A 24,864-nucleotide genomic window follows, 5' to 3' on the forward strand; every position below is an offset into this window, starting at 1 on the left:
CTTTCTGTTAATTTATTCTTGTTTTTAATCCTTTTAAGTAATACATGAAATCATTGTGTCATTTGGGTATTGCGATTTAAAACTTATGAACATAATATAAGTATATAGTTATATACAAATTAATTATTTTTCATTTAAAAAGGTGATTTTATTTAAAATTTATATATAAGCAAAGTTAAATAAGGAGTGCAGATAAATGGAAAATACACTAATTGAAAAACAATTAAAAGCAGCTGCAGATTTAAATCGGATTAAATTACTTGCATGCATGAAAAATGGGGAGGTATGCGTTTGTGATTTTGTAGATGTTCTCGGAATATCGCAACCAGCTATTAGTCAATATTTACGAAAATTAAAGGGGGACAGACATTATTACGGAACGAAAAGTAGGTATTTGGAAACATTATCGTTTATTAGAGGGTCAAACGCTACTGATGAAGGGAATCTTAGAACAAATTCAGCCTTTAAACAGGTGCAACTGTAGAACAGATTGTTGCCATGTAGGAGGTTCCATAACAGCTTATTTATCAGATAATGAAGAAGCTTGAAAATGTGTGGAATTGGAGTTGCCTGAAACAGGTGTATGTGGTATAAATCTTACCAACCAAGCTTATTCTTGTTGTTAAAAATACCGATTGTTAGAGAAAGCTAGCAGTCTTTTAAACTACCTGGGAGGGAATGGGGTGGATTTATATAACAGGTAGAATATGTTATATTATATGTGAATTTATTCCACTGAAAAGGGGAAAGTATATGAAATTGAACGCAAATGTTGATGCATTACGAATGTTAGTTGCTCGTACAAGAAGGAAGGGTTTTCTGGTTCGATTTATAGTCTTTTGGATTGTTATTTTTGCCGTGGCTCCTGGGTTTTTAAGATACCCAAAAGATACTTGGAAATTGTACTTAGAACATCGTGCTTCAAAAAAAATGTAGGTTAACGCAGAGAAAGCTATCCCCTTCTTAAGAAAATGACCAATAGGGGCGTAGCTTCTAATATTCACAACATTCATTTTTGAGAAATGTTTTTTGTTTCCTATGTTTGCAACTACGGTAATCATTATTTTTATAATTTCCACTATTATTCTTTCACCGTGGTTGATTTACTTAAAATTAATATATATTTAGATGGTTAGTTTAAAGTAAATTTGATTAAAAGACTATTCAGCCTCAAGGCAGAGCTATTACAAAACACTTTCTTAATGAGTGTTCTAGCGATTCTATTTAGGGATTCGTCTGAACTTTGAGAAAGTGTTTTTTGTTGTTCTCAAGTATTAAAAAGCGTCGAAAACACGCAAATCCAATCATTGAATGTAACTTTTGATAGTTTTATTTTAGGAAATATTAAAAGCTCATTCAAGTAGAAGAAAGGGGGGCTACTACCCAAATTATTGCAGAAAAATATCCCAGAATAAGGTTAGTTTTTATGATTAAACTTTTAAAAAATTGAGTGTAGGTATCTTTAAAGTGTACTTAATTTAGTTTATTGTTATTTATTTTGAAATATATAATCTCATTCTTTGATTTAGTTTACTTTGGTGATACTTTTTGTATAATTAAGTAGAGGTGGAAAAAAGTGAGATCAAACAAAGATATTAACGAAATCGTAGCGTCGAATATAAAACTTTATATTGATGCAATTGGTCGTTCGCAAAAATGGGTTTATGAAAAGGCTGGAATTCCAAAGCCATCGTTTTATAAGCTTCTAAAAGGAGAAGGAGATTTAAATAAGACTATTCCTAAATTGAATAATCTATTTCGAATTGAGGATCCATTTTATTTTTACAATTTAGAGTTTAATCCACCAAGAACTATTAAACAGATTAGAAGTAGTTCGAGTATCTTGGCGAATAGCTCTCTGGCAAATACTAATGATTTGAATCTAAATGATACATTAAAAATGTTAGAGGATTTTATTTCAATGATTGATGTTCTGGAAACGATGAAAGAAATTACACAAGTTCATCGTAAAGGAGGAGATATTATTGATTAACAAGGATAATATATTAAATTTACTAGAGAATTATCGTGAAATATTACCGATTATAAGAAATCGAGTCTCTGAAACTAAGGACAGATCATTATCTTTCCGTTATAAGCCTATTAACAGTATTAAGGCATATTTATCAAAAAAAGTACATGTACTTCAATTTCCTTCAAAGAGTATAAATTATGGAAGTTTAATAACTAATAGAAATAATCGTTACTACATCTATATTAATACGGGTCAACCAAAAGTGTATGAGAATTTAAGATGGGTGTCCGGATATTATTACTATCAATATGAATCAGAAGAAATTAGGAATTCTGATATACTATCCATCTTTGAAGAAACAATTGAAAATGAGAAATTGTATTCAGCAAACTTGTTTGCAATCGAACTATTAATTAATAGTAGGCTTTTGTTAGAACAATTTAACTTAATTAAGGAATTATATGTTGATGAATCTTTGGAGAATCGCATTGTTCGATTAATTCCAATATTTAAATTACCTTTTAAGCAAATTGTAGTAAAGCTTGCTTTAGATGGGATAATTTTAGATAGGGAAGTTGTAGAGATTATTGATTTCAGATATCAAACTAGTTTGCCAGCTGATTTTGACCAAACAATTCTCAAATCAAGTATGGCAATACGAATTAGTAATCTCAATAGTCTTTTAAACAATGAAGTTGTTAAGGTAAATATGTTAGAAGCTGATTTAAGAAGTTTTCAGACAGCGTATGAACAACACATAACTAGTTTGGAAATTCTCCGAGAAAGACAACAGGAGTGAATTATAATTGAGCCTCATTTAATTTTGCAATCTATTAGACAATTCCTGACAATGGACTATTTGTGTAACAGTTACAAACAATTAGTTTATGTAATGGATAATAATGCAATGAGTGATTTAGCTTTTACAGCTAGGGAAAATCCTGATGATTTCATTCATATTTTAGAGGCAATGAATATATCTGAATATGATGTCATCATCCCTTCAGTTATCCTTGAAGAAAGTGGTCGAAATTCATGGATGAATAATGAAAAGTATGAAAAGTTGTACCATAACATGTTCAAAGGTTTAGCAGAGAAAACCAATATATTTATTATAAATACAATAGAAGCTTTTGATATCCTCAGTGAGGGCTATGTTAATAAGAGAGGTGCCTGGCTTGAATTTCAACTAATTGCTAGTTCGTTAAATCGAGCGAATATTGAGATTAACCAATCAATACAAAAGGCAAATAATGTTTTTGATATTGATATTGATATTGATATTGATATTGATATTGCTTTGCAAAAAAGCAAAAAAGATGCAGGAGAAAGCCAACACATCTAGTTGTATGTTGCTTGTTGATGAATGGAATTAAAGCAGTATCATTAATTAGTAATGAGGAAAAAGAAGTATTTGGACTACGTATATTGTCTAGTCATGATGCAATCTTATTAGAAACAATGCGTATGCCATCACAGGACTTTTTTTTTTAGAATCATACTTACTTGAATCGTTTGAAAGTTTATTATGTAAAACGCTGAAAAGAAATGGTGATAAATGGTCATTAGATGAAAAGCATTCATTTATAGATCGAAATCGAAGAAATCATAATATTAAATGATTACCTCGAATTAAATTATCTGAACATACATTTGATAGGCGGCAATTAGTAAATGCTGAATTTGTAAGCATTATAAACAACAATTTGTCTGCTTCTATTATTTTTTAATTTAGTGCATTACATAAAAAGCTGATACAATAAGTATCGGCTTTTTACTGTTTCTACGAAATGAATAACCCAATACTAGCTATAAAAATACTGTTTAGAGTGGAGATTTTTTGAGAAGGAAATTCTTTTATCTATACTTATCATACTTTATGAAAGTCACTGCCCTTTCGGAAGATGGCATGGCGAATTTTGGAATGTTGATACATTCATGGTCGTGAAGGCTGTTACATATGGACAGCCACATTCTCGGTAAGATTCACATGCTAGTATTAGCAATATAAAATGTATTTACAATATATTCATTAAATGGTATATTGGATCTATACTTGATTAAACGACTATTTATGCTCAACCACACGGTAGAGCAATTACTAAACACTTTCTTAATGAGTGTTCTAACGATTCTTTTAGGGATTCGTCTGAACTTTATTTGAGAAAGTGTTTTTTTGTCGTTCTCAGGTAAAGAAAAGGGAGGGATGTATATAAAGAAAGTTCTTTATAAAAGAGATTTGCAATAGGCATTATGCCAAAAATAGAAGGGAGTTTGTTTTCCATGGTAATTATTGATACTTTGATATCCATGAAATTTTCTCTGTTTTATCTGGGAATAGTTATTTTTCTAGGAACAGTAGAAGGTGTTTTAACAGAATACTTCAAATTCGTGGATAAGAATGAAGGCTTGGATGTAGCGACAGTTGAAGATGAACAGCCGAATCCAATACAGCCAACAACTTTTTGGACAAAACATAGAAAAAAGAGATTTATATTTAAACTATCACGTATGTTAGTGATTTTAATAATTCTTTCTATTTCTTTTGTATCTTCAATTAAAGTTATATTGGCTATCATGAATGTTGGAGTTGATGGTATTAACTGGAACTTCTTGATGCTGATACCTTCATTTAAGATTTACAAGGCATTCACTAAAGTAATGTCTGATGTGGTTAATGATACTGATGATGCAGCAAATGATGCATATAAGATGTATCCAAGCTACAACACAATATTGGGAATGTATGAAAGCTTAAAAACAATACAGTCTTCAACTATAGAAAGAGAAGCAATAAAAAAGACCAATAATACAGGGGATAACATTCAGTAAACTGAGTTATCTCAAGTATTATGGTCTCCAAACATAATTTCATTTTAGCCATTTACAGTTAAAAAGTCAAATTCTTTTACTTCTGTGAATGGCTGAATGAAATATCAAACACAGCTCAGAATAGGTTATGCTAAATGGTAAATTAAATCTGGGTAGGAGGGTGTAAAAATGAAATTGAACGCTAATGTAGATGAATTGAGAAGTCTGGTAGACAATACGAGAAATAGTAATTCTCTTGTACGTTTTATTGTTTTTGTAAAGGTTACTAAGGCTGTTGTTCCTGGTTTTTTAAGATATCCAAAGGATACCCTAAAATTATTCATAAAACATCTTGCTTCCAGTTAAAGTGAGAAATTTACAGTGTAAATTCTCAAGCTTTAAGACAGAGTGGCATAAGATATTAAAATTCACTTGTAGAAATAAATTTCATTTGTTAAAATATGACTAATGAAATTAATAAGTCGGGAAGAACCCGCTTCAAAAATCACTATTTGTCGTAACTATTTTGTTATGGCTACTTGATGGTGTTTTGAAGCGGGTTCTTTCATTTTATTAAAATCTTTTTCAGGAATGGGGGGACTAACTAATGACCTTCGGGAGTTTGATAGATCCTCTAAAAATGGTAAAATTAGAGTATACAAGAATCTAATTCATTTGGAGGGAATAAATATGAAACGTGGTACTTTTAGAAAGAACTCAAACAAATTATTACTTGCGACTTTAGCTCTAGCTGTGGCGACTCCCGTGTACGCTATACCTGCTACTTATACTGTTGCAGAAGCGGCAACGAAAACGACATTTAAAGATGTCCCTAAATCGCATTGGGCATATGAGTCTATTAAGCAAGTAGCAGAAAAAGGGCTTGTGGCAGGTTACAGTGACGGTACATACAAACCATCTGCACAGGTAACACGAGCAGAGTTTGCAACATTCCTATCACGCGTATTCGACGGAAACGACCGTACACCATCTAAATTTTCAGATGTTGGAGCTTCACATTGGGCAAATGACGCTATTCAAGAAGGACTAGCAGTTGGATTCATTAAAGCTAGTGATTTCTCAAATAACAAATTTGAACCAAACAAAGCAATGACTCGCGGTGAAATGTCTCGTTGGTTAGCAAATGGTTTAGCACATGCGAACGCTGATTATGGTAAAGCAATTGAGGAAATGGCGAATTCAAGCCTTACACTTATTCCGATTCCTGAGTTTTATGGTGGCGGTGTAAATAAGAAGGATTTACCGTATATCGGGGTAGCACTTGGTACTGGATTGCTGTCAGGTTATGAAGATTTCTCATTCAAACCAAATGGCAATACAACACGTGCCGAAGTAGCAACTATCCTTATCCGCTTCATGGATGCTATGAAGAAAGCACCATCCGACTTCACAGGGTTAAAAGAACTTCGTGAGGTTGCTGAAACAGGAACAAACATTTTAACAATTTCTAACTTCAAGAAATCAAAATATGGTGGATTTGAAGATATTCTTGGTAAACCTCATACGTATTTAAATAACACAGGTGTCGCTACAATTGAACATGCCATTTTTGTAGATACAACAGGCACTAAACCAAAAGGTATTTTTAAAGATATGTTCTTTAATGAAAAAGGTGAAGATAAAATTCTACTGAATAAAGGGATTTATGCAATCTACTATGAATACACATTCAAGCCAAATAGAGACGTAAGTGTTCAAAGTGTTAGCAATGGATCTAATCTGCACTTTGCTTCAAACCTATTGGTAGATAAAAGTAAAATTGCGCTGTTTAATTTATCATCCCCAAAAAGTACATCTAAAAATGAATTTTTAAAGGGTGAAACATATCGCTATTGGGCATCTAACGGAGTATTGCCTAAACCTGGTGAAATGTTTGGTAGCAGAACAGATGATGATAGCATGTTCTATTATGAACTGAAATAGGAGTTGATAATTCAATTGAAACTAATAAAAAAAGGTACGATTGCTATCGTATCTTTCTTTTCATTATTTATTTGCTTGTTTATTTTAGATGATTCACTCCATGCATCAGCAAAAAGGATTTATTATGAGTCAGAAAAGATTCCAATAACTCCAGCTGTTCATTGGTGGCAAATTGATAATGGGAACTTTAGGGCTAAAAACTTTGATGATGAAAAAGAAGTTCCAATGGTTGGAGATAGGGATGAAACCGCACGACCTAAACAGGAAGAGGTCAATAACAGATTGAATTTACATAACTATCCTATGCCGACCGAATTTATTAATGTCAATGACAAAAGTGATAAAAAATCTCCATCTGACCTAAAGGGTGTTGAAGCACTAAATCCTGAATGGAACGAACTTGCCAATGGCGTTCAATATATAGGCAATAGTAAAAGAGTCGTAATGGGGCATTACCTAGAAATAAATGTTACAACGGGTGGTACCCTAAAAACATCTGACGTAGAAGTATATGGTCACAACGAAGATGGCGAAACAAAATTAAATGTAAAGTACGATGTTCCAATGTGGATACAATGGAGAGGCTACATCGATGAAGGTGACGATAAAGACCCAGAACCAATCGAAGCTTGCTCTATTGAATTTCTATTAGAGGGAGACGGTGCCTCACAAAAAAGTAGCCTAATTCAACCTTCTCCGTCGGGCAGTATCAGCTCCGATAGTGGTGAGTTTGATGTAATACAAGGGATTCCATCTAGTGAATATCTGCGAGCAGACGCACAAAGTGAAGAATACCTATACGAGCAAGATTTTGTTCAAAAGAAGGGTAAGACGGTATTCAACAATGTGAATGCATCTAAAGAGTTTACATTAACTTGGACAACCTCAAAAACTGATTCCAAAGGAAATGTAACTTACACTGACCATGAAGAAAACGTAACAAAAAAGGTTGCTGTAAGTGGTATCGAAAGAACGTTTTCTTACTGGGAGATCATAAAGTACAACATATGGAAACTAACACATTCAGAGTTTACAAACTATGCATTACCTAATGATTTTTTACGGATCGATGCAATGACGAATGTCACTGCTGATGGTAAGCATAGCGATAATGTGGAAGATCACGTATTCCCACCTGAATGTCCTGAAATTGAACTTCCTTCTGAAACAATCGATGGAGGCAGTTCCAAACCAAGTGTACCTGATATTACAGATGAGGCTACAGCAGCAGCAGAAGCCGAAATCGGAGAAAATGAAGTAGAAAATGACCGTGCCGAATTTAAAGGATCTGTGATTATGGATGATACACGTACAACAACGGATGGTCCTACACCATCTGATGTACCTGCTCCTGGTATGATTCAAATGACAGCAACAGGATTGCTAATCGATCCATTAAAGACAAACTACTTTGAATCACCAAGCACTGGTAAAGTGTTCTATGAACCTGTATTCTCAATAGATGGTTCCGCATCGGCTAAGGATTTTCCGTTTGACGTCAATGTAGTTACGGTACATACGCCTGTCGTAATTTATTCAAGGGCTTCTGACGATAAGGAACATGACCAACGCATTAAGCCGCCGTTACGTTCTACACCGCCAAGTCCTGATCAAGATCGACATGCGTTTATACTTGATAGACCGTTTACAGTGTCATTGCCGACAGGAGGGCAACACCGCAATATTCCAGGGTACGGCAATCGTGATTTCTCAAAATATATTAAGCTGAAACAAGTAATGTTCCCGTTTGATGTATATACCGCAACTAAGCAAGGTTTTTACCCTGCGAATACATGGATTTCTGTACCAGTTGATATGGAAACTGTGGAGTTTTTCTTACCAGTATGGGTACCAGAAAAACAATACACAATCCAGTTTAGAGCGTTTGCGATTAATGCATTAACAGGTGGAGATTTTGGTGGCTCAGAACACCATGCAAACATTACGATTCCAAACCCTGCCTATAACGTTCCACCGGCAGGCAATTTATCAGCTGCTCATGTAGCTATTGATTCTATTCAGGTCGATATAGTTGGCCGTTTATATGATTTCCATGTGACGGATATTTCCGACTACAACTGGAAGTCTGTTTTCCGTCAAGGAGATGGTGTAACACCAACTAATAATTCGTATTGGGTAGGGTTAAATGGCATCGATGGAGCACCACGAGGCAACACAAATCCGTTTGTCATGCCTGTAAGACATGGTAGTCATCCGAATGGTTTACAAAACGTAGCGGTCAAAACAGGTTATAAATTCCGCTTCGACATGAAAACAAAAGGTGATATGGAGAGTATTAAAGATGCCATCCGTATTAAACCAACTTTTTACCATGTGTCGAGTGACGGAAAGAAACGCCAAGCTGTAGATTTGTATTATCATGACGATAATAACTACTTTGTTAAAATCGGCTCTGATAAAGATAAGACATACCGTACTGTTGCATTAAATGAGACAATGCGAAACGTACCAAAAAATGAAATCACAAATAACGCTTTGCATTATTACAATTTTGCTGATCGTTTCAATTTAAAGGAAACAACAAGTCAGTATTATGAAACTGCATTTGCACGTTATTACGCGAGATACATGTCCAAGGGACCGGTTCAAACAGGTCCTTATGGATGGCAAATTCAAAACTGGAAGCTTCGTACATACAGAGGACCATTAGCAACTCAGGTTCCTCCAAATACGATGGTTCCGCCAAAAGAAATCGTAACGAAAGAACAAACGTGGTATGGTGAGTACAGTCTACCAGCTAAATTATACGTAGTGCCACAGAATGCGAACATTCAAGAAGCGGGGCGTGTAGGGATGCTGAATGAAAATCATCCATTGTTCTTAAGAGATGGTTATATTATTGTAAATTTTGACATGGAGACAATTCAAGAGGGAGATCTTAATAATCCGTATCTTTCCTACTACAAAGCTCACTATATGAGCCAGTGGACAGATATGGAGGGCTTCAAGAATAGTTTTGTCGATAGTTACGGTAATACATTCAATCTGCAAGAGGGGGACGTTATCTTCTATCATGCAGACCAATCATCACTAGATGACTTCAAATCATCGGTTACGCATTAATATTATAAAAAGCTTAGGCTCTAATGATCTGACCCAAAAAAGTTAGACATATTTAGTTAAGCAACTGCTAAGACCTGAGTTCGGTATTCCACCGGGCTTAGGTTTTTAATTTGGCCTTCATTCGTTTGTGTGATTGTAATAGCGAATATAGTTTTGGAGTTCCTGTTCAAAATGAGCCTTGAATTCAAATTCTTGTAGATACAGGAGTTCAGATTTTAATAAGCCAAGGAAATTTTCGATGACTGCGTTGGAGTGTTATCTATAGCAATTTTTGATTTTATATTATCCGTGAGGCCATCTCTATATGTAATAGGGTCAATTGTGATTCTAGGTGCATTAGAAGTTGTATTGGAGGAATACTTCAAATTCAAGGATAAGAGAATTTTAGAGGTCGCGGCTGCTACGGAAGATGATCAGTCTAATCCTCAATCAACATCCACCTTTTGGTCCAAGCAAAGGATAGTTAGATTTATCTTCAAATTGTCACGTATGTTGATAATTTTGATCATTCTATCGATTTCCTTTATATCTACTTTAAAGGTTATTTTGGCAATTATGGATGGTGGAGTTGCTAGTATGAACTGGAACGATGTGTTGCTAATGCCTTCATTTAAATTGTAAAAGGCATTCACTAAAGTGATGAGTGAGGTGGTGAATAATACTGATGAAGCGGCTAATGATGCATCGAAGGTATATTCAGGTTACAACACAGTATTTGGGCTGTATGAAAGTCTAAAATCACTTCAGCCGTTTACTACAGAGAGAGAAGAAATAAAAAAGCCGACCAATACAGAAGATGAAACACAGTAAACTGGTTTATTTAATGTATTAGGCCGAGCAAGGTAATTTTATTCTGTCTATTTACAAATACAAAGTCAGTTTTTTGTTGCTGTAAATGGCTTAATGAAATCAATTTTACCGCTCAGAATATGTTATACTAATTGCAAGTATATTCTGAGTAGGAGGGAGAAAAAGTGAAATTGAATGCTAATGTGGATGAATTACGCAGATTAGTCAATAACACACGAAATAGAAATGTATTTGTACGTTTTTTAGTCTTTTGTACAGTAACAAAGGCAGTTGCCCCAGGATTTATACGTTATCCCAAAGAAACGTTGAAATTGTATTTAAAACACCTTGCCTCGGATCAAAAGGGCAAGTTTCCAGTGTAAACTATCCCCCGCTTCAACCAATCTATATGGAGTGGGGGGGTTAGGATACACATGAATATTAGAACAAACGTGGTATGGTGAGGACAGTCTACCAGCTAAATTATACGTAGTGCCACAGAATGCGAGCGTTCAAGAAGCGGGGCGTATAGGGATGCTGAATGAAAATCATCCGTTGTTCTTAAGGGATGGTTATATTATTGTGAATTTTGACATGGAGACAATTCAAGAGGGAGATCTTAATAATCCGTATCTTTTCTACTACAAAGCTCACTATGTGAGCCAGTGGACAGATATGGAGGGCTTCAAGAATAGTTTTGTCGATAGTTATGGTAATACATTCAATCTGCAAGAGGGGGACGTTATCTTCTATCATGCAGACCAATCATCACTAGATGACTTCAAATCATCGATTACGCATTAATATTATAAAAAGCTTAGGCTCTAATGTTCTGACCAAAAAAAGTTAGACATATTTAATTAAGCAACTGCTAAGACCTGAGTTCGGTATTCCACCGGGCTTAGGTCTTTTAATTTGGCCTTCATTCGTTTGTGATTGTAATTGTGAATATAGTTTTGGAGTTCCTGTTCAAAATGTGCCATGGATTCAAATTCTTGTAGATACAGGAGTTCAGATTTTAATAAGCAAAGAAATTTTTGATGACTGTGTTGTCCAAACAATTGCCCTTACGAGACATACTTTGCGTAATATCATGTTGTTTTTAATGTTTGTTGATACTTTTTTATTTGATAGTGCCAACCGGATTTTCAACAATGTAAGAATCAAGCGTCAATATTATTACTCCTTTTACTCATAAATGTTGCAACGCCTTTGGCCATGAGCTCAGGGTCGATATTGCTGATACCAATTTTCTCGAAATTTTGTACGACTTGGTCCAAGGATGGAGCATTTTCAATCATGATGTTCACTACTTCATCAGTATTATCGACCAAGCGAACATAGCGTTTGAATTTCTCCTCCGTCATGTTCTTCGTACTAACGAAGAGTTGCTGAAGCAAATCCATTACTGGCATGTGCACCTTGTCATCTGGGACTTCTGGCGACCAAGGGAATCCAAATACCTTCTATGATTTTGAACGTTACATTTTCCGAACACTATATAAATCTTGATTCTTCGGATTTAGATGATTACATTAAAGGCGATTGGCAGGACTAGTAAATCACCCTACCGTGTAAGGTATAGAGGGTGGTTTACTTTTTTTTTGAAAAAGTGAATGACAATGCAAGAATCGTTACAATAAGTGTAGCGAAACTAAACATGAGCGTTATAGACTCATAAACTGTCATTGGAATCATCTCCTTTACCTTCGTTTGAAACGAAGTTTTGGAATAAAAGATGACCAATCACCCTTAATACCTCGACCTACTACATGTAGCAGTTATACCATTATTTGCGTTTAATATAAAAAAGCGAACACTAATTCTCTTGTACTTTTATAAGGGAATTAGTGTTTTTTAATTTGTTACGAAACTTTCTGCAATCTCTGGAAAATCAATAAATGGATTCCGATTGCCTTGAAGTTCATGGATAGCTAGGTTGCGATGCTTTTCATAGATAGATACTGGAAAAGATTGATGCCATTTTAACAATAAAGAGACATTCTCTAGTTCTTTTTTTATAGTGTTTGGATAGCGAATTAGGAAATAGAGTGTTGCTCTAGCAACGATTCCTTTCCCGTATTCTGGTTCGAATTTACTTTCTTCAGCTTTGCCGCAGTCATCTTTGATTCCTAAAATTAATCCTTCAGGGATATAATCGTGGAAATCGTAGTAAGGGTAGTTGCTGCGACTGCTATTGCAGGTGGTTTCGCAGGCGAATAGATGATGCAAGTCTCCTCTCATCGGTTCTTTTTTATCGAACCATGATTGAGGCACTACATGTTCACAGTTAAATAGATCATCCGAAAAGATGCTGATTAACCCTTTTGCCTGCATTTCAAGGAGCCGAACGTCCTCATCTATAACAAAAAGTGGATCCATTCTATTTCCAGAATAAAGGCTTTTTAATGAACCGTTTTCCTGCAAATCAACCCAAGGGTACACATAACGGTGCGGGCTGTAGTTTAACTGATCTGTATGTGTTTTTTCAAGCAATGTGCGAAGGCTGTCTAAAAGATTAGCATCCGTTAATGAAATGCTCTGATAGTATTGATTTCTGACTTCCTTATCTTTCTTTTCGTCATAATAGGGTCGATTTGCCTTATAGTTTAAAAAGTCTGACTTGGCCGTTTCCCATTCACAGTATAGCAAATCTAGTTTTTCCATTATATTTTCAACGCCTGTGCAGATATCTTTTGGTTGTACACATCCGATAAGTATTCCTCTGTTGTTAAGTACAGCAATCCGTTGCCTTCGAGTTTTGGCGAGTTTCCTAAAGGAATCGTTCTCTTTATTAATTGTGCATACAGCTCAGCCTCTGTCAGATTTCGCTCAAAGTTTCTGTTGGAATTCTCTTTTATGAGTGCAAGAGCACCGGATATATGCGGTGTTGCCATCGAAGTTCCGCTTAGTTTTGCATAAGTTCCGTTTAAATACGTTGAAAGGATTTCTTCACCAGGGGCTACTATGTCGACTTCATTATTCGAATTTGAAAATTCAGAAGAACTGCGTTGCAGGTTAATGGATCCGACGCTGATGACTTCATTGTAGCAGGCAGGATAGGCCAATTCATTTGAAGAACTCTGTCCATCTCCCTCATTACCAGCAGCACAAACTACTAGAATTTGATTAGTGATTGCGTTTTGAATAGCTTGGTGTAACTCAGGTACATCGACAGAACCTCCGAGGCTCATGGAGATGATATCCACCCTTTGTTCAACTGCATAGTTAATACCATTTATGATCCAGTCGTATTGCCCTGATCCACTTTTATCAAGCACTTTTAAAATCAATAAACTTGCTTCAGGTGCAACACCAACTACTCCTGTGCCGTTATTGATTGCAGCAATTGTACCAGCCACATGGGTTCCATGGCCACTATAATCAATGTATACATCAGGTTGTCCATCATCATCACGAGTGAAATTCCGTCCGCCGATAATACGCCCACCCAAATCAGGATGGGTGACGTCGCAGCCTGTGTCCAATATCGCAACAGTGATTCCCTTCCCTTTAGAATTCTCCCAAATTTTTGGTGCTGCAATAAGTTCAATACCTTTTGGCACCACTTCGACCACTTCGACCACTTCATTCACTTGATACGGAATTAAATGTAACTTTTGCTCCATTTGTATCCCTCCTGAAAGAATTAAGTTTCAAGTGTATTCTTGGTATTTAATAATAGTTTAACAATTCTGAATTCTTATAAACAGTTACAATAGATGGATTTTTATCTAACTATAGTAATTTTTTACAGTGAAAATAGTATTGGTATCTATTAGTCAATTACGCATGATAACATCTTAAAGATTGTGAATGTTTGTACTTAAATTAAACTGCGTTAGTATTACAAAACATGTACTTATGATCTTCCATAATCGGGCGCGTTTATTTAGGAACGCGTCTTTTTCATTTAAGGGCCAGATTATGTAGTGACTTTATTAATTGTTTCGTTAAGATTGTGAAGAAATGTACTTATGCCAATGTGGCAGCTTATTTAACGGAAAATGTTATAATATTATCAAAATTTAGGAAATGGAGTTTAGGAAATGAAGAGTATTAAAAGATTGATTCAAGTTATCTTAGCAAGTACATCAATCCTAATTCTTAGTGGATGTTTCTCTAAAGATGATCTGAATCAACCAATACAAGAATATTTAGAAACAAACTATGGAATACAAGGTGAGTTTTTTGTTATTCAGGCAAGTAATAACTGGTTTGCAAGTATTGACCATCAAACATATATAGAAATGAAAGAGCCATATCGTGCTTATCCGTACCTAATGATTGATAGAGATACATTGAAGGTTATAGGAAAGGGCAGTCATGACGATATTTACCTTTCACAATTCAAGGGTGCATATATTGAGCAACATCCAAAGGTAGTTCAAGTAGTTGAACAGCTAATAACAAAATATGGTTTAGTGAAATACCCTAATGAATATGAACCAGTAAGAAATGGACCTGTTTCAATATTTCCCTACGACAATATTGAGATAGGTGTAGGTAATTATCAAGAGCTACTTGACGATTTTAAAATGACACAAAAGATAGATACTATTAAACTTTTACCTACATTGGTACCAAGCGACCCAAGAAATAATATTGGTGATGACAGGTATGGAAGGTATGCATCGAAAATAGGTGTGGTAAATTTCCAATTTGAGTTTGACATAAATGAAAATAAACACAATATTCCAAACGCCAAAGAATTAATTGATGACTTCAAAAAAAGTGAAGTATTAGAAAAGGGAATATACAGCATCTATATGCTCGTAGATGACTCAAAACATTTTGTGGGATGGGAACATAATAGTGTAGTTTTGTTTGAAGTTGAGGAAAATGGGGAATATACAATAATTGCCACTCCTAAATATGGTGATTTTTGGGACACTTACTTTTATGGTGATTACGCAGCTAAAAAAAATATAGAATAGAATTTTAGGTTGAATTACTTAATTGGAATTGACTAAAAATACACATGGTGCTACCCCATTAGTAATATTTTGTAATTAGGATTAGCGCTTGTTTTCATAAAGGGGAAGATTAATTTAATATAAAACTGAGTATGAAAACTGCGCTTATATTCGTTATGGAGAACTGTATGTAATTAAATGTCGAGTCTATATCGTGCTAAGATTTAATATTCGTTATTCAATAATCGGGCGCGTTTATTTAAAAACGCATCTTTTTCTTTTAAAGGGCCATTTTCTTGATAACCCATTTAAAGAAATCGTGAAAATTTTCACTTAAACTAAAGGAGCAGTTTATTGATATAAGGACTTTGATGATAAAATATACATATCTTAATGTAGAGGGGTATAAGGGGAATGAATATTATGAAATATGATGAAGCTGATATTGAAGAAATCGTTTCTTTGTTCTACGAAACAGTTCATTCAGTTAATTTAAAAGATTATTCACAAACAGAATTAGACGCTTGGGCACCAAAGGAAGAAAAAAAATCAAAGATAGATGGCTGGAAGATTTCATTAGGACAGAACATATCTTTTGTTGCAAAAATTAATGATAAAGTAGTAGGCTTTAGTGATATGACTCATAGTGGGCACCTAGATCGACTGTATATTCATAAAGACTATCAAGGTCAAGGTATCGCTAAGGCTTTAGTTGATAAGCTAGAAGACGAAGCGAAAAAATTAAATCTACTTAAAATCGATACAGATGCAAGTATTACAGCTAAACATTTTTTTGAACTTAGAGGTTACAATACCATTTGTTCACAAACTGTTGAACGAGAGGGCGTTAAATTGACTAACTTCAAAATGATAAAAAAAATAGAATCTTAATTTTAGTTACTTCTTTAACTATTTGGTTCTTTACTTTAACATGCAAAAGACAAATCACTGACTTGATATACCGCAATCGGGCGCTTTTCTGTAATAAGGAAAGCGTCTTTATTCATGAAAAGGGCCCTATTATTGAAAAACATTTTTTAACGAAAGGCTCCAAAACGACGCTTGGGGACGTTCCACTACACTTGTTAGGTGTTTTTAATAAATCTAAAAGGCCATACATAAAAAATTCCTTTTTTTTTTCCCTTTTATCATGAGTTACATGAATAAAGGAAGTTCTATTTTGAAACGTAATCGCTACAAATGTTCACTTAAAAACATTTTTTGCCACATGGAGAAATTCCTTAACTGCAGGAGAAGCATTTGCAATAGAATGACAGGCAAGTGCTACTTCACGGCTGTTTTCAATATTTAGTTTGCTGATTTTTATGTTTTGCTGTGTCTTTAAATATAATTCTGGACCTATCGTAACGCCAAGTCCTTCCTGTACCATATTAGCAATGGTTGTACAGTCGTGTACTTCAAAAAGAATAGATGGTTTAATTTGCGCTTCTGCAAATAATTCCTCAACATGTGATTGGTACATCCCTGTTGGCATAATAAAGGATTCATCCATTAAATCATTCATTTCTACTGTTTCTTTAAAATGAAATTGATGATTAGGGTGATAAGCGACTACCATCTTGTCTTTAATCAAAGGAACTAAATCGAAATTTGGATTTGATTTTCCTTTTACTACAAATCCAATGTCAATAATGCCTGAACCCAACCATTCTGTAATTTCCTCATAGGTTCCTTCGTAAAATTTAAATTCTATTTTAGGATGTTTTTTCCGGAATTTCACAAGTAATTTAGGCAATAAGCAAGAAGAAGCACTTGCAAAAGTGCCGATACGAATAATACCTGTTTCCAAGCTTGTCATAAGTGCAATTTCTTGATTAATAACTTCCACTCTTTTCAATATTTCTCTAATATTCGGCAGAATTTTTTTCCCTATTTCTGTAAGTGTTATTCCTTTTTTTCGATCACGAATTAATAAAGAAACTCCCCATTCAGATTCTAAACTCGCAACTGCATGACTCACGGCTGATTGAGTCATATTTAATATTTGAGCAGTTTCTGTAAAGCTTCCTAGCTCGACTACTTTTGCAATGATTTCGTAGCGCACAATAGTCATGAGTAAATACTCATCTCCTTTATTAAAAACATCAATTTTACTTATATTAACATGGGACTTAAAATAAAAACAGCAGTTCAAATATAAGGAGATGTACAAATTGAAAAATAATATAAATCAACTAATCATCATACTTTTAGCTTTAGGAGCTTTTGTAACAGGAACAGCAGAGTTTGTTGTTTCTGGAATTTTAGAACTGATTTCTATTGAATTAGATGTTTCAATTTCAATAGCTGGCCAGTTGATTACGATTTATTCTTTATCTTATGCCATTGGAGCTTTGATTTTGGTCATGCTAACATCTAAATTCGACCGTAAAAAAGTGCTTTTATATGCTATCTCTATATTTATTCTAGGAAATCTAGTTGCATTTTTTAGCTATAATTTTGTCTTTCTTATGTTATCCAGAGTCATTATGGCGATGAGTGGAGGGTTATACATTGTTGTTGCCACCAATTATGCTGCGCAAATTGCAGTTCCAGAAAAAAGAGGTAGTGCTATGGCAACAGTCATTACTGGTTTCACTGTTTCATTAGTACTTGGAGTGCCTATCGGCACATTTTTAGCTGGACATTTTGATTGGCACTATATTTTCTTAATCATTGCGTTTGGCACAGTTTTTTTATTGATAGGACTTTACAAATTATTACCATATATAGAAGGAAACCAACCGCTGCCATTTAAACAACAGTTGCAAATTATTAAAGATAAACAAGTCCTTATGGGTTTAATGACAACGATCTTTTGGATTTTAGGATATACTATGGTGTTTGCCTACATTGCTCCATTATTAAGTCATACTGCTGGCTTTTCTATTGAAATGACAAGTATCGCTTTATTTGTTTTAGGCACTTTTGCTTTTATTGGTTCACGCTTTGGAGGATATGCGGTAGACAGATGGGGACCTAATCGAACAATATCATTAAGTTTATGTGTTAACATCATCTCTTTATTTGTACTAGCATTTACACAGTATAGGGCAGTGGGTGTATTTGTCACACTAGCTTTTTGGGGAGTAGCAACTTGGACAACGACACCAGCAAAGCAGTTTTATCTGATTTCACTAAAACCACAATCCTCTGAAACAGTACTCAGTTTTAATACCGCCTTAATGAATGTGGGAATGATGCTGGGCTCTGCATTAGGAGGAATCATTATTCAATATACTAATATAGAAAATTTAAGCTGGATTGGTGGATTATTCGTTATACTCGCACTTATTTTTATCAGATGTTCTTTCTACCTAAATAAAAAAGTTATGAAGCACCATCGACTTTAATAAATTAAAAAGTAATTTCTAAACTCAACTGCCTTGATATTCAGTTGGGTTTTTATTTTTTTAATACTCTTCGATATTTGGCATTTTATAAAAAATCTTGTTGAAGGTTATGGAAGGAGGAATTCATCACCCACATTTGCAGTTGCGAAGGGAGAGGAAATACATGTTAGAACGAACGTACCGAATGGCAAGTTCGCTGTGCATTTTAACGCCTTTTGTAAACGAGTATTGAAGAAGATAACAAGGAACTTTCATTAGAGTATAGGATTTAAAATCTTAGTTATTCCATTAAAGGGCGCAATTCTTTAACTGCTAGTGGTAGTGCTTCACATGCTGAAGGGCAAGAAATCGTTGCTCGAGGTGGTAATTCACATGCTGAAGGAAATAATACAGTAGGATTTGGAATTGTTTCCATGCTGAAGGATTAATAACTACAAATGCAGACTTTTCACAAACAGAAGGGCAAGACACCATATACAGTGGAAACAAGAAAAAGAGTATTAATCCAAAAGATTAACACTCTTTTATTTCTTATTATGGTTTGGATTGAATTTCCCACTCTTTAAAGTAATCTAAAAGCTCTTTATGAAACTCTATATCCGTATTTAGGATTTCACAGCCTCTATCATCATAAACATGGAAAATACAATTTGTACTAATATTCACTAAAAATACATCAGGTGCATATAGACTATGTTTTCTTTTTAGTCGAGGATTTTGAGTAGAAAAGTCCTCATGAATACATGTTTTTAAGAGTAATTCTAATTTTAAATCTAACACTTTACAATACAATTCCATTTGTTGAACTAAAACTTTATCTTCATCAAATTGCCACACATATTCTTGTAGGTGTAATGAATACTTTTTCTTTTGATTTTTTACATAACGTTGAAAAAAGTTTGGATGTACAGTATTTTTTGTCTCATCAGGGTAAGAATTGACAACAACAATGACATCATCCGTTTTTTTAAATAGCAAATTTACAATTTCAGATACTTGTTTATACTCTATATGAAATTTAGGCATATTAAGTTCATCATAATTTTGAGAATTATCATTACCTAACTCAACATGGATACCTGTACCCCATGTATGGTAAAAGTCTGGTGATAATGCTAATCCATTATAGTGTTGTTCCATAAATTTTTTTAATTGCATACAGAGTCACCCTATTTCCAAGTTAATATATTATTCATCAATTACGTTACCATTCTTATCGAGCGAAGCAGTTCTTTCACTTGCGCCTTTTTTCCATACTTTCCATGCCTTTTTCTCACCATTGTATCCTATATGACCTGCTGTATCTTTTTCCAGACGCCATTTGCCATTAGTGAATGGTGGACTAGAAGTTGTTTCTTTAGCTGATTTTCCATGTTTATTTTTAAACTTGCCTAAATCAACTTGCATGTCATCTGATTTTAAATCATTTGGAATTTTACTAGCGGCCTTTTCAGCGGCTTTTTTTGAAAAATAAACTGAAACTTGGTTGTAAACCCATGAACCAGCCTTTATCACAGCACCACCGATAATAATAGCACCAGTAATAGTTATTGTCACTTGTCCAATACCAGGGATAGCGTAAATACCTGCTGCAGCAGCGATAGCATAAGTTTGAATTTGACCATTACCGGAATTTCCAATTGTAACAAGTGAATCAGGATGATACGGGTTTAAATATGATTCAGGTATATAAATGATTTCTTCTTCAGAATAATAATTTGGTTCGAAAAGCTCTTTTGGAATATCTTCAAAGCTTTCAAAGTCTTCTAAACTTAAAGAAGATGGCACTCTTAATTTTATATCACTTTCTATTAATTCATTAATAAGTTGATCTTGGTTCAACTCTTCAACTTCTCCTAATGGTGTACTTAATAATTCCTCATTTTCATTTCCGATATTTGTTGTTTCTGCATTCACGTAAGAGGGAATTGCTGTAGAAATAGTACTAAATAGTAGTGCGCTACTTACTACACTTGTTATTCCTTTTAAGTATTTTTTCTTCATAACACATCACTCCATTTTTCCTTTTTTGTTAGTAATAACCAACTAGAATGTATTATTACATTATACTATCATCTTTATAAGGAACTTAATTACCAAATCATAAAAATAATACTTTAGTATAGTGAGTGAAATTAGGAGATATCACCCTGTAGCATCTCTATTTTCCAGGGGATTATGGTAAGCCACTCCTGAATTTCCAATTTCATTTCGCTTGAAATTGCGCTAGTTTATGTAAGAGTTGGCTGCTTTTATTCTCCATAAAAACAGGATTGTCTATTATTAAAATATTTGATAAGATTCAATTAACTAAACATTACGGGAAGAACCCGCTTCAAAAACCAATTGTCATGGTCTTTTTTAATGACTTCTATTGGTTTATTGAAGCGGGTTTTTGTATTGGATGGAAAAAGGACATACGAGATTTTAGTCGGTTATTAATTATAAAAAGGGAGATAAAAAATAAGAAATATTTAATAAAAACATGTAATAGGAAATTGTGAATGAAGAAAAGTTAGTTTGATATGTGTTTAAAGAGTTTAGTACCCGTATATAGGACCCAAAAAGAAGGGGTTTTTATTTAGTGATATTTAGAAAAGTGAGTGTTTTAAACTCAAGAAATGATTAATCAATTAGTAGTATAAAAATGAAAGGACGATATCAATGCCATTACTTACTATTATATTGAGTGCTTTGTATCAATGCATACGATTACAATTTAACATGTCTATAAACATGAAAAACGCAAGAAAAGAGAACATGTTATTGTTATTTAGCCAATTACTTTTGTTGTTGTCGGCAGGTATCTATATTTGGTTGCCTCTACAGTTGAATTTTTATATTCCATTTCTAATTATTGGTGTTTTCTTAGTAGAGTTCAATAAACCTTGGTTAACGAATGAACATTTTATAAGTAAAACAGCTATAGTTTTACTAGTATTAGCTACTTTTATTCCATTTGTAAAAGGGATAGCTTTGATTGTTTTAATAATTTACATGATTTACGGAGGCTTTAAATATAGTGAACTGAAAGATCGTTCAGGTGTTTTAATTATGTCAGTTTTAGCATTCATTACGGTTACAACTAACACCGATACTTTTGTATGGAGTGGTGCTACAATCTACTTTATTATGAATCATATAAAGCATACAAAACAGCTTTTAGGAATGATGAAAAATGCTAGTAAGAATGTCATTACTGATACTCTCACAGGACTTTATAATCGACGTTGGCTATATAAAAAGTCTGAGCAATTAATTCAGCAGCAAGAGATTGGCATAATTTTTTGTGATATCGATAATTTTAAAAAGTTAAATGATGAAAAGGGTCATGATCATGGAGATCTTGTATTACAGCAAACAGGTGAAATCATGAGAAGAATTCTAAATGGAAATGGTTTCGGGGTAAGATATGGTGGTGAAGAACTTATAGGGTTAGTAACAAATACCATGCATACCTCACGTCTTGCTGAAAAAATATTAGAAGCAGTGAGAAAAGAAATAAAAATCACTATGTCAATTGGTATTGCTGTTGGGCAAGGCTCTGTAGAAGAACTAATAAAGACTGCTGATGAGCGTATGTACATCTCCAAAAACACAGGGAAAAATAAAATAACAATTCAGGAAGAGATATTACCATCATAAATAAAGGTTCGATTAAAGCACCACTGGTTACAATTGCCAACCTAATAACGATAAGCTATATTCATTCAGCTTTATTTTTAGAATAGTCAGGAACCTGATATTTAAGATAATAAATGATGAATTCTAATGAAATATCTTCTGCTAAGATTTGATAAATCGATCCAAAGCATAAAACTAATAAGAGGGAAAGTTCTATTCTATGAGGTACTAGTCCCTTATATACAGTGCTATAATTAAATCTATAAAGTCCTCTAAGTAGAAGACTTTTTTGTAGAGAGGGGGACAAACAATGAACATCTTTCCATCAAAGGATAAAGACTTATTAAAAATATATATCAAGTCGTACACAATTCTCATGTTATTAGTGTGTAGTGCTTTTGGGGCTTACTTATTAAAACAATCAAATAAGAATATTGCTTTCTATATAGTTTTTATATTTGGCTTAGTTTGTTTACATACATTCATAAATAGATCCATGGTATTTCTAATTCGATCTAATCAGATTAAAAAAACGCTAATAAATAGAGAAGCCCCCTATCAAGAATTAACAAAAAAGGAACACCTACTAAATTCAGTATTTTTAGCTCCAATAACAATTATAATTTCGGTTGCTATTTACAACACTTATAACCTAATCTTACAAATAATAATGTTCTTTATAATTCTTTTATTTCTCCTAATTGGGGAAACAGCAAAATTTCGTTATACATTATATAAGAACTGGTATGATAAGAATTTAAAACAGCAGATGGATGTGAAAGATTAAGTGGAATAGAATCATAAACATAGTAATAGTGCTATGCCCCAGGATCATTAGGGGCATAGTTTTTTTATGATTAAGTTATGAGATAAGTAATCTTTCAATAAAACAAAGATTAACTTATCTTCGAAATCGTTAACATATTTAGTTAAGGCATAGTTATTTAAACTATTATGAGATTGACTAGATAGGAGGGAGAGTAACAACTTTCAAGAACAACTGTTTAGAGTGAAAATGAGCACAATGGAGAATAGGTCAATTGAAAACATCTGTTTTGCTGTTCTCTATTGTTGTTAAACATGGTCTATATAATTAGCTAAACTCTTGCCACCGAACTTATTGCAAAAGAAAAGGTGGAAGAGAAAGATATCATTATTTGGAAGAAGCACTTCTTAATCTACAAGTTATTTTTACGGAGCTAGAAAAACATGGTATATTTGTTCGAGAAGAGGTAAAGGAACTGTTACTCTTGATGATATTATCTTAGCTTAAAACAGGGAGTATGATACATGTCTTTATTAGCAGAAGAGAGAAAAAAGAGAATAGTTGACTTGATTGAGGATCATGGGCAAGTCAAAGTCAATGATCTAGCAAAAGAATTTAATGTATCAATGGAAACCGTTCGCCGCTATTTAGAGGAATTAGAATACGAAAAAAAATTAAAAAAAGTGTATGGCGGGGCTGTGAAAGTGGAGTCTAGTATAATTGAACCGTCCATGTTTGAACGCGAAATAGTAAGAATAGAAGAGAAAAAGCGAATTGGTATGAAGGCTGCTTCTCTTATTAAAGAGGGGGAAGTAATTTTCATTGATGAAGGAAGTACTACCCTGCAAATGGTCTCGTCACTTAAAGACCTGTCGGATGTTACGATCATAACTAACTCTTTTCCGGTAACCACCATGTTAATGGACTATGCCAATAAGCAGCTTTTTAAAGGTGAAATCATTTTTCTTGGAGGATATGTCAGAAGTAAGCATTTTCGCTCCTCCGGCTCATTGGCAGAAAATATGGCAAAGGAATTTTATGTAGATAAGGCTTTTATTGCCATTGACGGTGTTCATCCAGTATCAGGAATCACGAGTTTTGATTTAGAGAAGTGTCTATTGTCAAAAATCTTTATTAATAATGCGAATGAAACAATTGTCCTCGTTGATCACTCAAAAATCGATGTAAAGGCAAATTATAAAATCGAATCGCTCAAACTTATCGATTATATCTTATCCGACACGCCAATGCCTCAAAATTGGGGAGTATTAGATGTAAAGTGGGTAGAATGTTGATACTTGGGTGAGGATATACTTGTATTATTGGATTATTACCTTATTAAAAACAACTCCGGCTTCCAATATATAGCTTTATAATTACGACTAACCGTCAATTAGAAAAAACCTTCCAAACTAGTAAATATGGAAGGTTTTTTTAGTCTACTATGAAGAATGTTTGATAATTTTTCAAATAAACCAGCAGCATATATCGTTGATATCTTTTGAAGAAATAATACCTACCTAAACGAAACAATTCTTCTTCAAAAAATATGTCCTAACTAATCATAAGGGAAAATATAAAATCCTTAAAACCAATTAAAAC

Annotated in this window: 25 protein-coding genes and 3 pseudogenes; 19 read left to right on the forward strand and 9 right to left on the reverse strand. The window is 33.8% G+C overall.

The window, feature by feature from the left end; translation table 11 throughout:
* Positions 1–196 precede the first annotated feature (196 nt).
* The 9 genes and pseudogenes from ACE1MS_RS23205 (at position 197) to ACE1MS_RS23245 (ending at position 9,814) form a co-directional block, all read left to right on the forward strand.
* Positions 197–548 (forward strand): annotated as a pseudogene (locus ACE1MS_RS23205) (ArsR/SmtB family transcription factor).
* 1,028 nt (positions 549–1,576) lie between these two features.
* Positions 1,577–1,993 (forward strand): hypothetical protein, encoded by a 417-nt coding sequence (locus ACE1MS_RS23210; RefSeq protein WP_274996930.1) that lies wholly within the window; start codon positions 1,577–1,579, stop codon positions 1,991–1,993.
* Positions 1,986–2,774, forward strand: a complete 789-nt coding sequence (locus ACE1MS_RS23215) for an ImmA/IrrE family metallo-endopeptidase (protein ID WP_447402988.1) — start codon at positions 1,986–1,988, stop codon at positions 2,772–2,774. Before ACE1MS_RS23210 ends, ACE1MS_RS23215 begins: the two co-directional genes overlap by 8 nt.
* Before the next feature lie 108 nt (positions 2,775–2,882).
* Positions 2,883–3,320 carry a hypothetical protein gene (locus tag ACE1MS_RS23220; protein WP_447402989.1) on the forward strand — a complete coding sequence of 146 codons (438 nt, stop codon included), beginning with the start codon at positions 2,883–2,885 and terminating at the stop codon, positions 3,318–3,320.
* A gap of 17 nt (positions 3,321–3,337) precedes the next feature.
* Positions 3,338–3,469: a hypothetical protein gene (locus ACE1MS_RS23225; protein ID WP_274996924.1), complete on the forward strand. Its 132-nt coding sequence runs from the start codon at positions 3,338–3,340 to the stop codon at positions 3,467–3,469.
* A 789-nt stretch (positions 3,470–4,258) separates the two neighbouring features.
* Positions 4,259–4,807, forward strand: coding sequence for a hypothetical protein (locus ACE1MS_RS23230; RefSeq protein ID WP_274996922.1), 549 nt, complete (start codon positions 4,259–4,261; stop codon positions 4,805–4,807).
* A 168-nt stretch (positions 4,808–4,975) separates the two neighbouring features.
* Positions 4,976–5,152 carry a hypothetical protein gene (locus tag ACE1MS_RS23235; protein ID WP_175445559.1) on the forward strand — a complete coding sequence of 59 codons (177 nt, stop codon included), beginning with the start codon at positions 4,976–4,978 and terminating at the stop codon, positions 5,150–5,152.
* Between the two features lie 324 nt (positions 5,153–5,476).
* Positions 5,477–6,730 carry an S-layer homology domain-containing protein gene (locus ACE1MS_RS23240; RefSeq protein WP_274996918.1) on the forward strand — a complete coding sequence of 418 codons (1,254 nt, stop codon included), beginning with the start codon at positions 5,477–5,479 and terminating at the stop codon, positions 6,728–6,730.
* Between the two features lie 15 nt (positions 6,731–6,745).
* Positions 6,746–9,814, forward strand: coding sequence for a DUF5704 domain-containing protein (locus tag ACE1MS_RS23245; RefSeq protein WP_447402990.1), 3,069 nt, complete (start codon positions 6,746–6,748; stop codon positions 9,812–9,814).
* A gap of 56 nt (positions 9,815–9,870) precedes the next feature.
* On the opposite strand, the pseudogene ACE1MS_RS23250 reads toward ACE1MS_RS23245, so the two are convergent.
* A pseudogene (locus tag ACE1MS_RS23250) lies at positions 9,871–10,063 on the reverse strand (IS3 family transposase); the annotation flags it as partial.
* 72 nt (positions 10,064–10,135) lie between these two features.
* On the opposite strand from ACE1MS_RS23250, the gene ACE1MS_RS23255 reads away from it, so the two are divergent.
* The 4 genes from ACE1MS_RS23255 (at position 10,136) to ACE1MS_RS23270 (ending at position 11,407) form a co-directional block, all read left to right on the forward strand.
* Positions 10,136–10,435: a hypothetical protein gene (locus ACE1MS_RS23255; RefSeq protein WP_447402991.1), complete on the forward strand. Its 300-nt coding sequence runs from the start codon at positions 10,136–10,138 to the stop codon at positions 10,433–10,435.
* A gap of 30 nt (positions 10,436–10,465) precedes the next feature.
* Positions 10,466–10,624, forward strand: coding sequence for a hypothetical protein (locus ACE1MS_RS23260; RefSeq protein ID WP_447402992.1), 159 nt, complete (start codon positions 10,466–10,468; stop codon positions 10,622–10,624).
* Between the two features lie 164 nt (positions 10,625–10,788).
* The gene (locus tag ACE1MS_RS23265; RefSeq protein WP_274996908.1) at positions 10,789–10,986 is read left to right on the forward strand and encodes a hypothetical protein; all 198 of its coding nucleotides are present in this window, start codon (positions 10,789–10,791) and stop codon (positions 10,984–10,986) included.
* A gap of 151 nt (positions 10,987–11,137) precedes the next feature.
* Positions 11,138–11,407: a hypothetical protein gene (locus tag ACE1MS_RS23270; protein WP_447402993.1), complete on the forward strand. Its 270-nt coding sequence runs from the start codon at positions 11,138–11,140 to the stop codon at positions 11,405–11,407.
* Positions 11,408–11,463: 56 nt separating this feature from the next.
* On the opposite strand, the pseudogene ACE1MS_RS23275 reads toward ACE1MS_RS23270, so the two are convergent.
* The 5 genes and pseudogenes from ACE1MS_RS23275 to ACE1MS_RS23295 all read right to left on the reverse strand — a co-directional run.
* Positions 11,464–11,745 (reverse strand): annotated as a pseudogene (locus ACE1MS_RS23275) (IS3 family transposase); the annotation flags it as partial.
* Positions 11,746–11,766: 21 nt separating this feature from the next.
* Positions 11,767–12,018: a hypothetical protein gene (locus ACE1MS_RS23280; RefSeq protein WP_447402994.1), complete on the reverse strand. Its 252-nt coding sequence runs from the start codon at positions 12,016–12,018 to the stop codon at positions 11,767–11,769.
* A gap of 178 nt (positions 12,019–12,196) precedes the next feature.
* Entirely contained in the window at positions 12,197–12,301 is a 105-nt protein-coding gene (locus tag ACE1MS_RS23285; protein WP_374700723.1) for a putative holin-like toxin, read from the reverse strand.
* Between the two features lie 159 nt (positions 12,302–12,460).
* Complete coding sequence (locus ACE1MS_RS23290; RefSeq protein ID WP_447402995.1) at positions 12,461–13,270, reverse strand: endonuclease I family protein; 810 nt, start codon at positions 13,268–13,270, stop codon at positions 12,461–12,463.
* Complete coding sequence (locus tag ACE1MS_RS23295) at positions 13,270–14,232, reverse strand: S8 family peptidase (protein ID WP_447402996.1); 963 nt, start codon at positions 14,230–14,232, stop codon at positions 13,270–13,272. Before ACE1MS_RS23295 ends, ACE1MS_RS23290 begins: the two co-directional genes overlap by 1 nt.
* A gap of 420 nt (positions 14,233–14,652) precedes the next feature.
* On the opposite strand from ACE1MS_RS23295, the gene ACE1MS_RS23300 reads away from it, so the two are divergent.
* Positions 14,653–15,540 carry a hypothetical protein gene (locus tag ACE1MS_RS23300; protein ID WP_198696132.1) on the forward strand — a complete coding sequence of 296 codons (888 nt, stop codon included), beginning with the start codon at positions 14,653–14,655 and terminating at the stop codon, positions 15,538–15,540.
* A gap of 393 nt (positions 15,541–15,933) precedes the next feature.
* Positions 15,934–16,410, forward strand: a complete 477-nt coding sequence (locus tag ACE1MS_RS23305; protein ID WP_150908129.1) for a GNAT family N-acetyltransferase — start codon at positions 15,934–15,936, stop codon at positions 16,408–16,410.
* Positions 16,411–16,723: 313 nt separating this feature from the next.
* Here ACE1MS_RS23305 and ACE1MS_RS23310 read toward each other — a convergent pair whose 3' ends face one another.
* Positions 16,724–17,593 carry a LysR family transcriptional regulator gene (locus ACE1MS_RS23310; protein ID WP_447402997.1) on the reverse strand — a complete coding sequence of 290 codons (870 nt, stop codon included), beginning with the start codon at positions 17,591–17,593 and terminating at the stop codon, positions 16,724–16,726.
* A gap of 91 nt (positions 17,594–17,684) precedes the next feature.
* On the opposite strand from ACE1MS_RS23310, the gene ACE1MS_RS23315 reads away from it, so the two are divergent.
* Positions 17,685–18,872 carry an MFS transporter gene (locus tag ACE1MS_RS23315; protein ID WP_447402998.1) on the forward strand — a complete coding sequence of 396 codons (1,188 nt, stop codon included), beginning with the start codon at positions 17,685–17,687 and terminating at the stop codon, positions 18,870–18,872.
* 534 nt (positions 18,873–19,406) lie between these two features.
* Here the strand turns inward: ACE1MS_RS23315 and ACE1MS_RS23320 are convergent.
* Both ACE1MS_RS23320 and ACE1MS_RS23325 read right to left on the reverse strand, forming a co-directional pair.
* Positions 19,407–20,030, reverse strand: a complete 624-nt coding sequence (locus tag ACE1MS_RS23320; protein WP_090002811.1) for a DUF3885 domain-containing protein — start codon at positions 20,028–20,030, stop codon at positions 19,407–19,409.
* A gap of 30 nt (positions 20,031–20,060) precedes the next feature.
* Positions 20,061–20,876, reverse strand: coding sequence for a hypothetical protein (locus ACE1MS_RS23325; protein ID WP_090002812.1), 816 nt, complete (start codon positions 20,874–20,876; stop codon positions 20,061–20,063).
* A gap of 660 nt (positions 20,877–21,536) precedes the next feature.
* Here ACE1MS_RS23325 and ACE1MS_RS23330 point away from each other — a divergent pair.
* The 3 genes from ACE1MS_RS23330 to ACE1MS_RS23340 all read left to right on the forward strand — a co-directional run bounded on the left by ACE1MS_RS23330 (position 21,537) and on the right by ACE1MS_RS23340 (position 24,557).
* Positions 21,537–22,517, forward strand: a complete 981-nt coding sequence (locus ACE1MS_RS23330) for a GGDEF domain-containing protein (RefSeq protein ID WP_447402999.1) — start codon at positions 21,537–21,539, stop codon at positions 22,515–22,517.
* 289 nt (positions 22,518–22,806) lie between these two features.
* On the forward strand, positions 22,807–23,283 hold the full coding sequence (locus ACE1MS_RS23335) for a hypothetical protein (protein ID WP_447403000.1): 477 nt from the start codon (positions 22,807–22,809) through the stop codon (positions 23,281–23,283).
* A 503-nt stretch (positions 23,284–23,786) separates the two neighbouring features.
* Positions 23,787–24,557 carry a DeoR/GlpR family DNA-binding transcription regulator gene (locus ACE1MS_RS23340; RefSeq protein ID WP_447403001.1) on the forward strand — a complete coding sequence of 257 codons (771 nt, stop codon included), beginning with the start codon at positions 23,787–23,789 and terminating at the stop codon, positions 24,555–24,557.
* Positions 24,558–24,864 lie beyond the last annotated feature (307 nt).

Source organism: Lysinibacillus sp. fkY74-1, assembly GCF_053165895.1.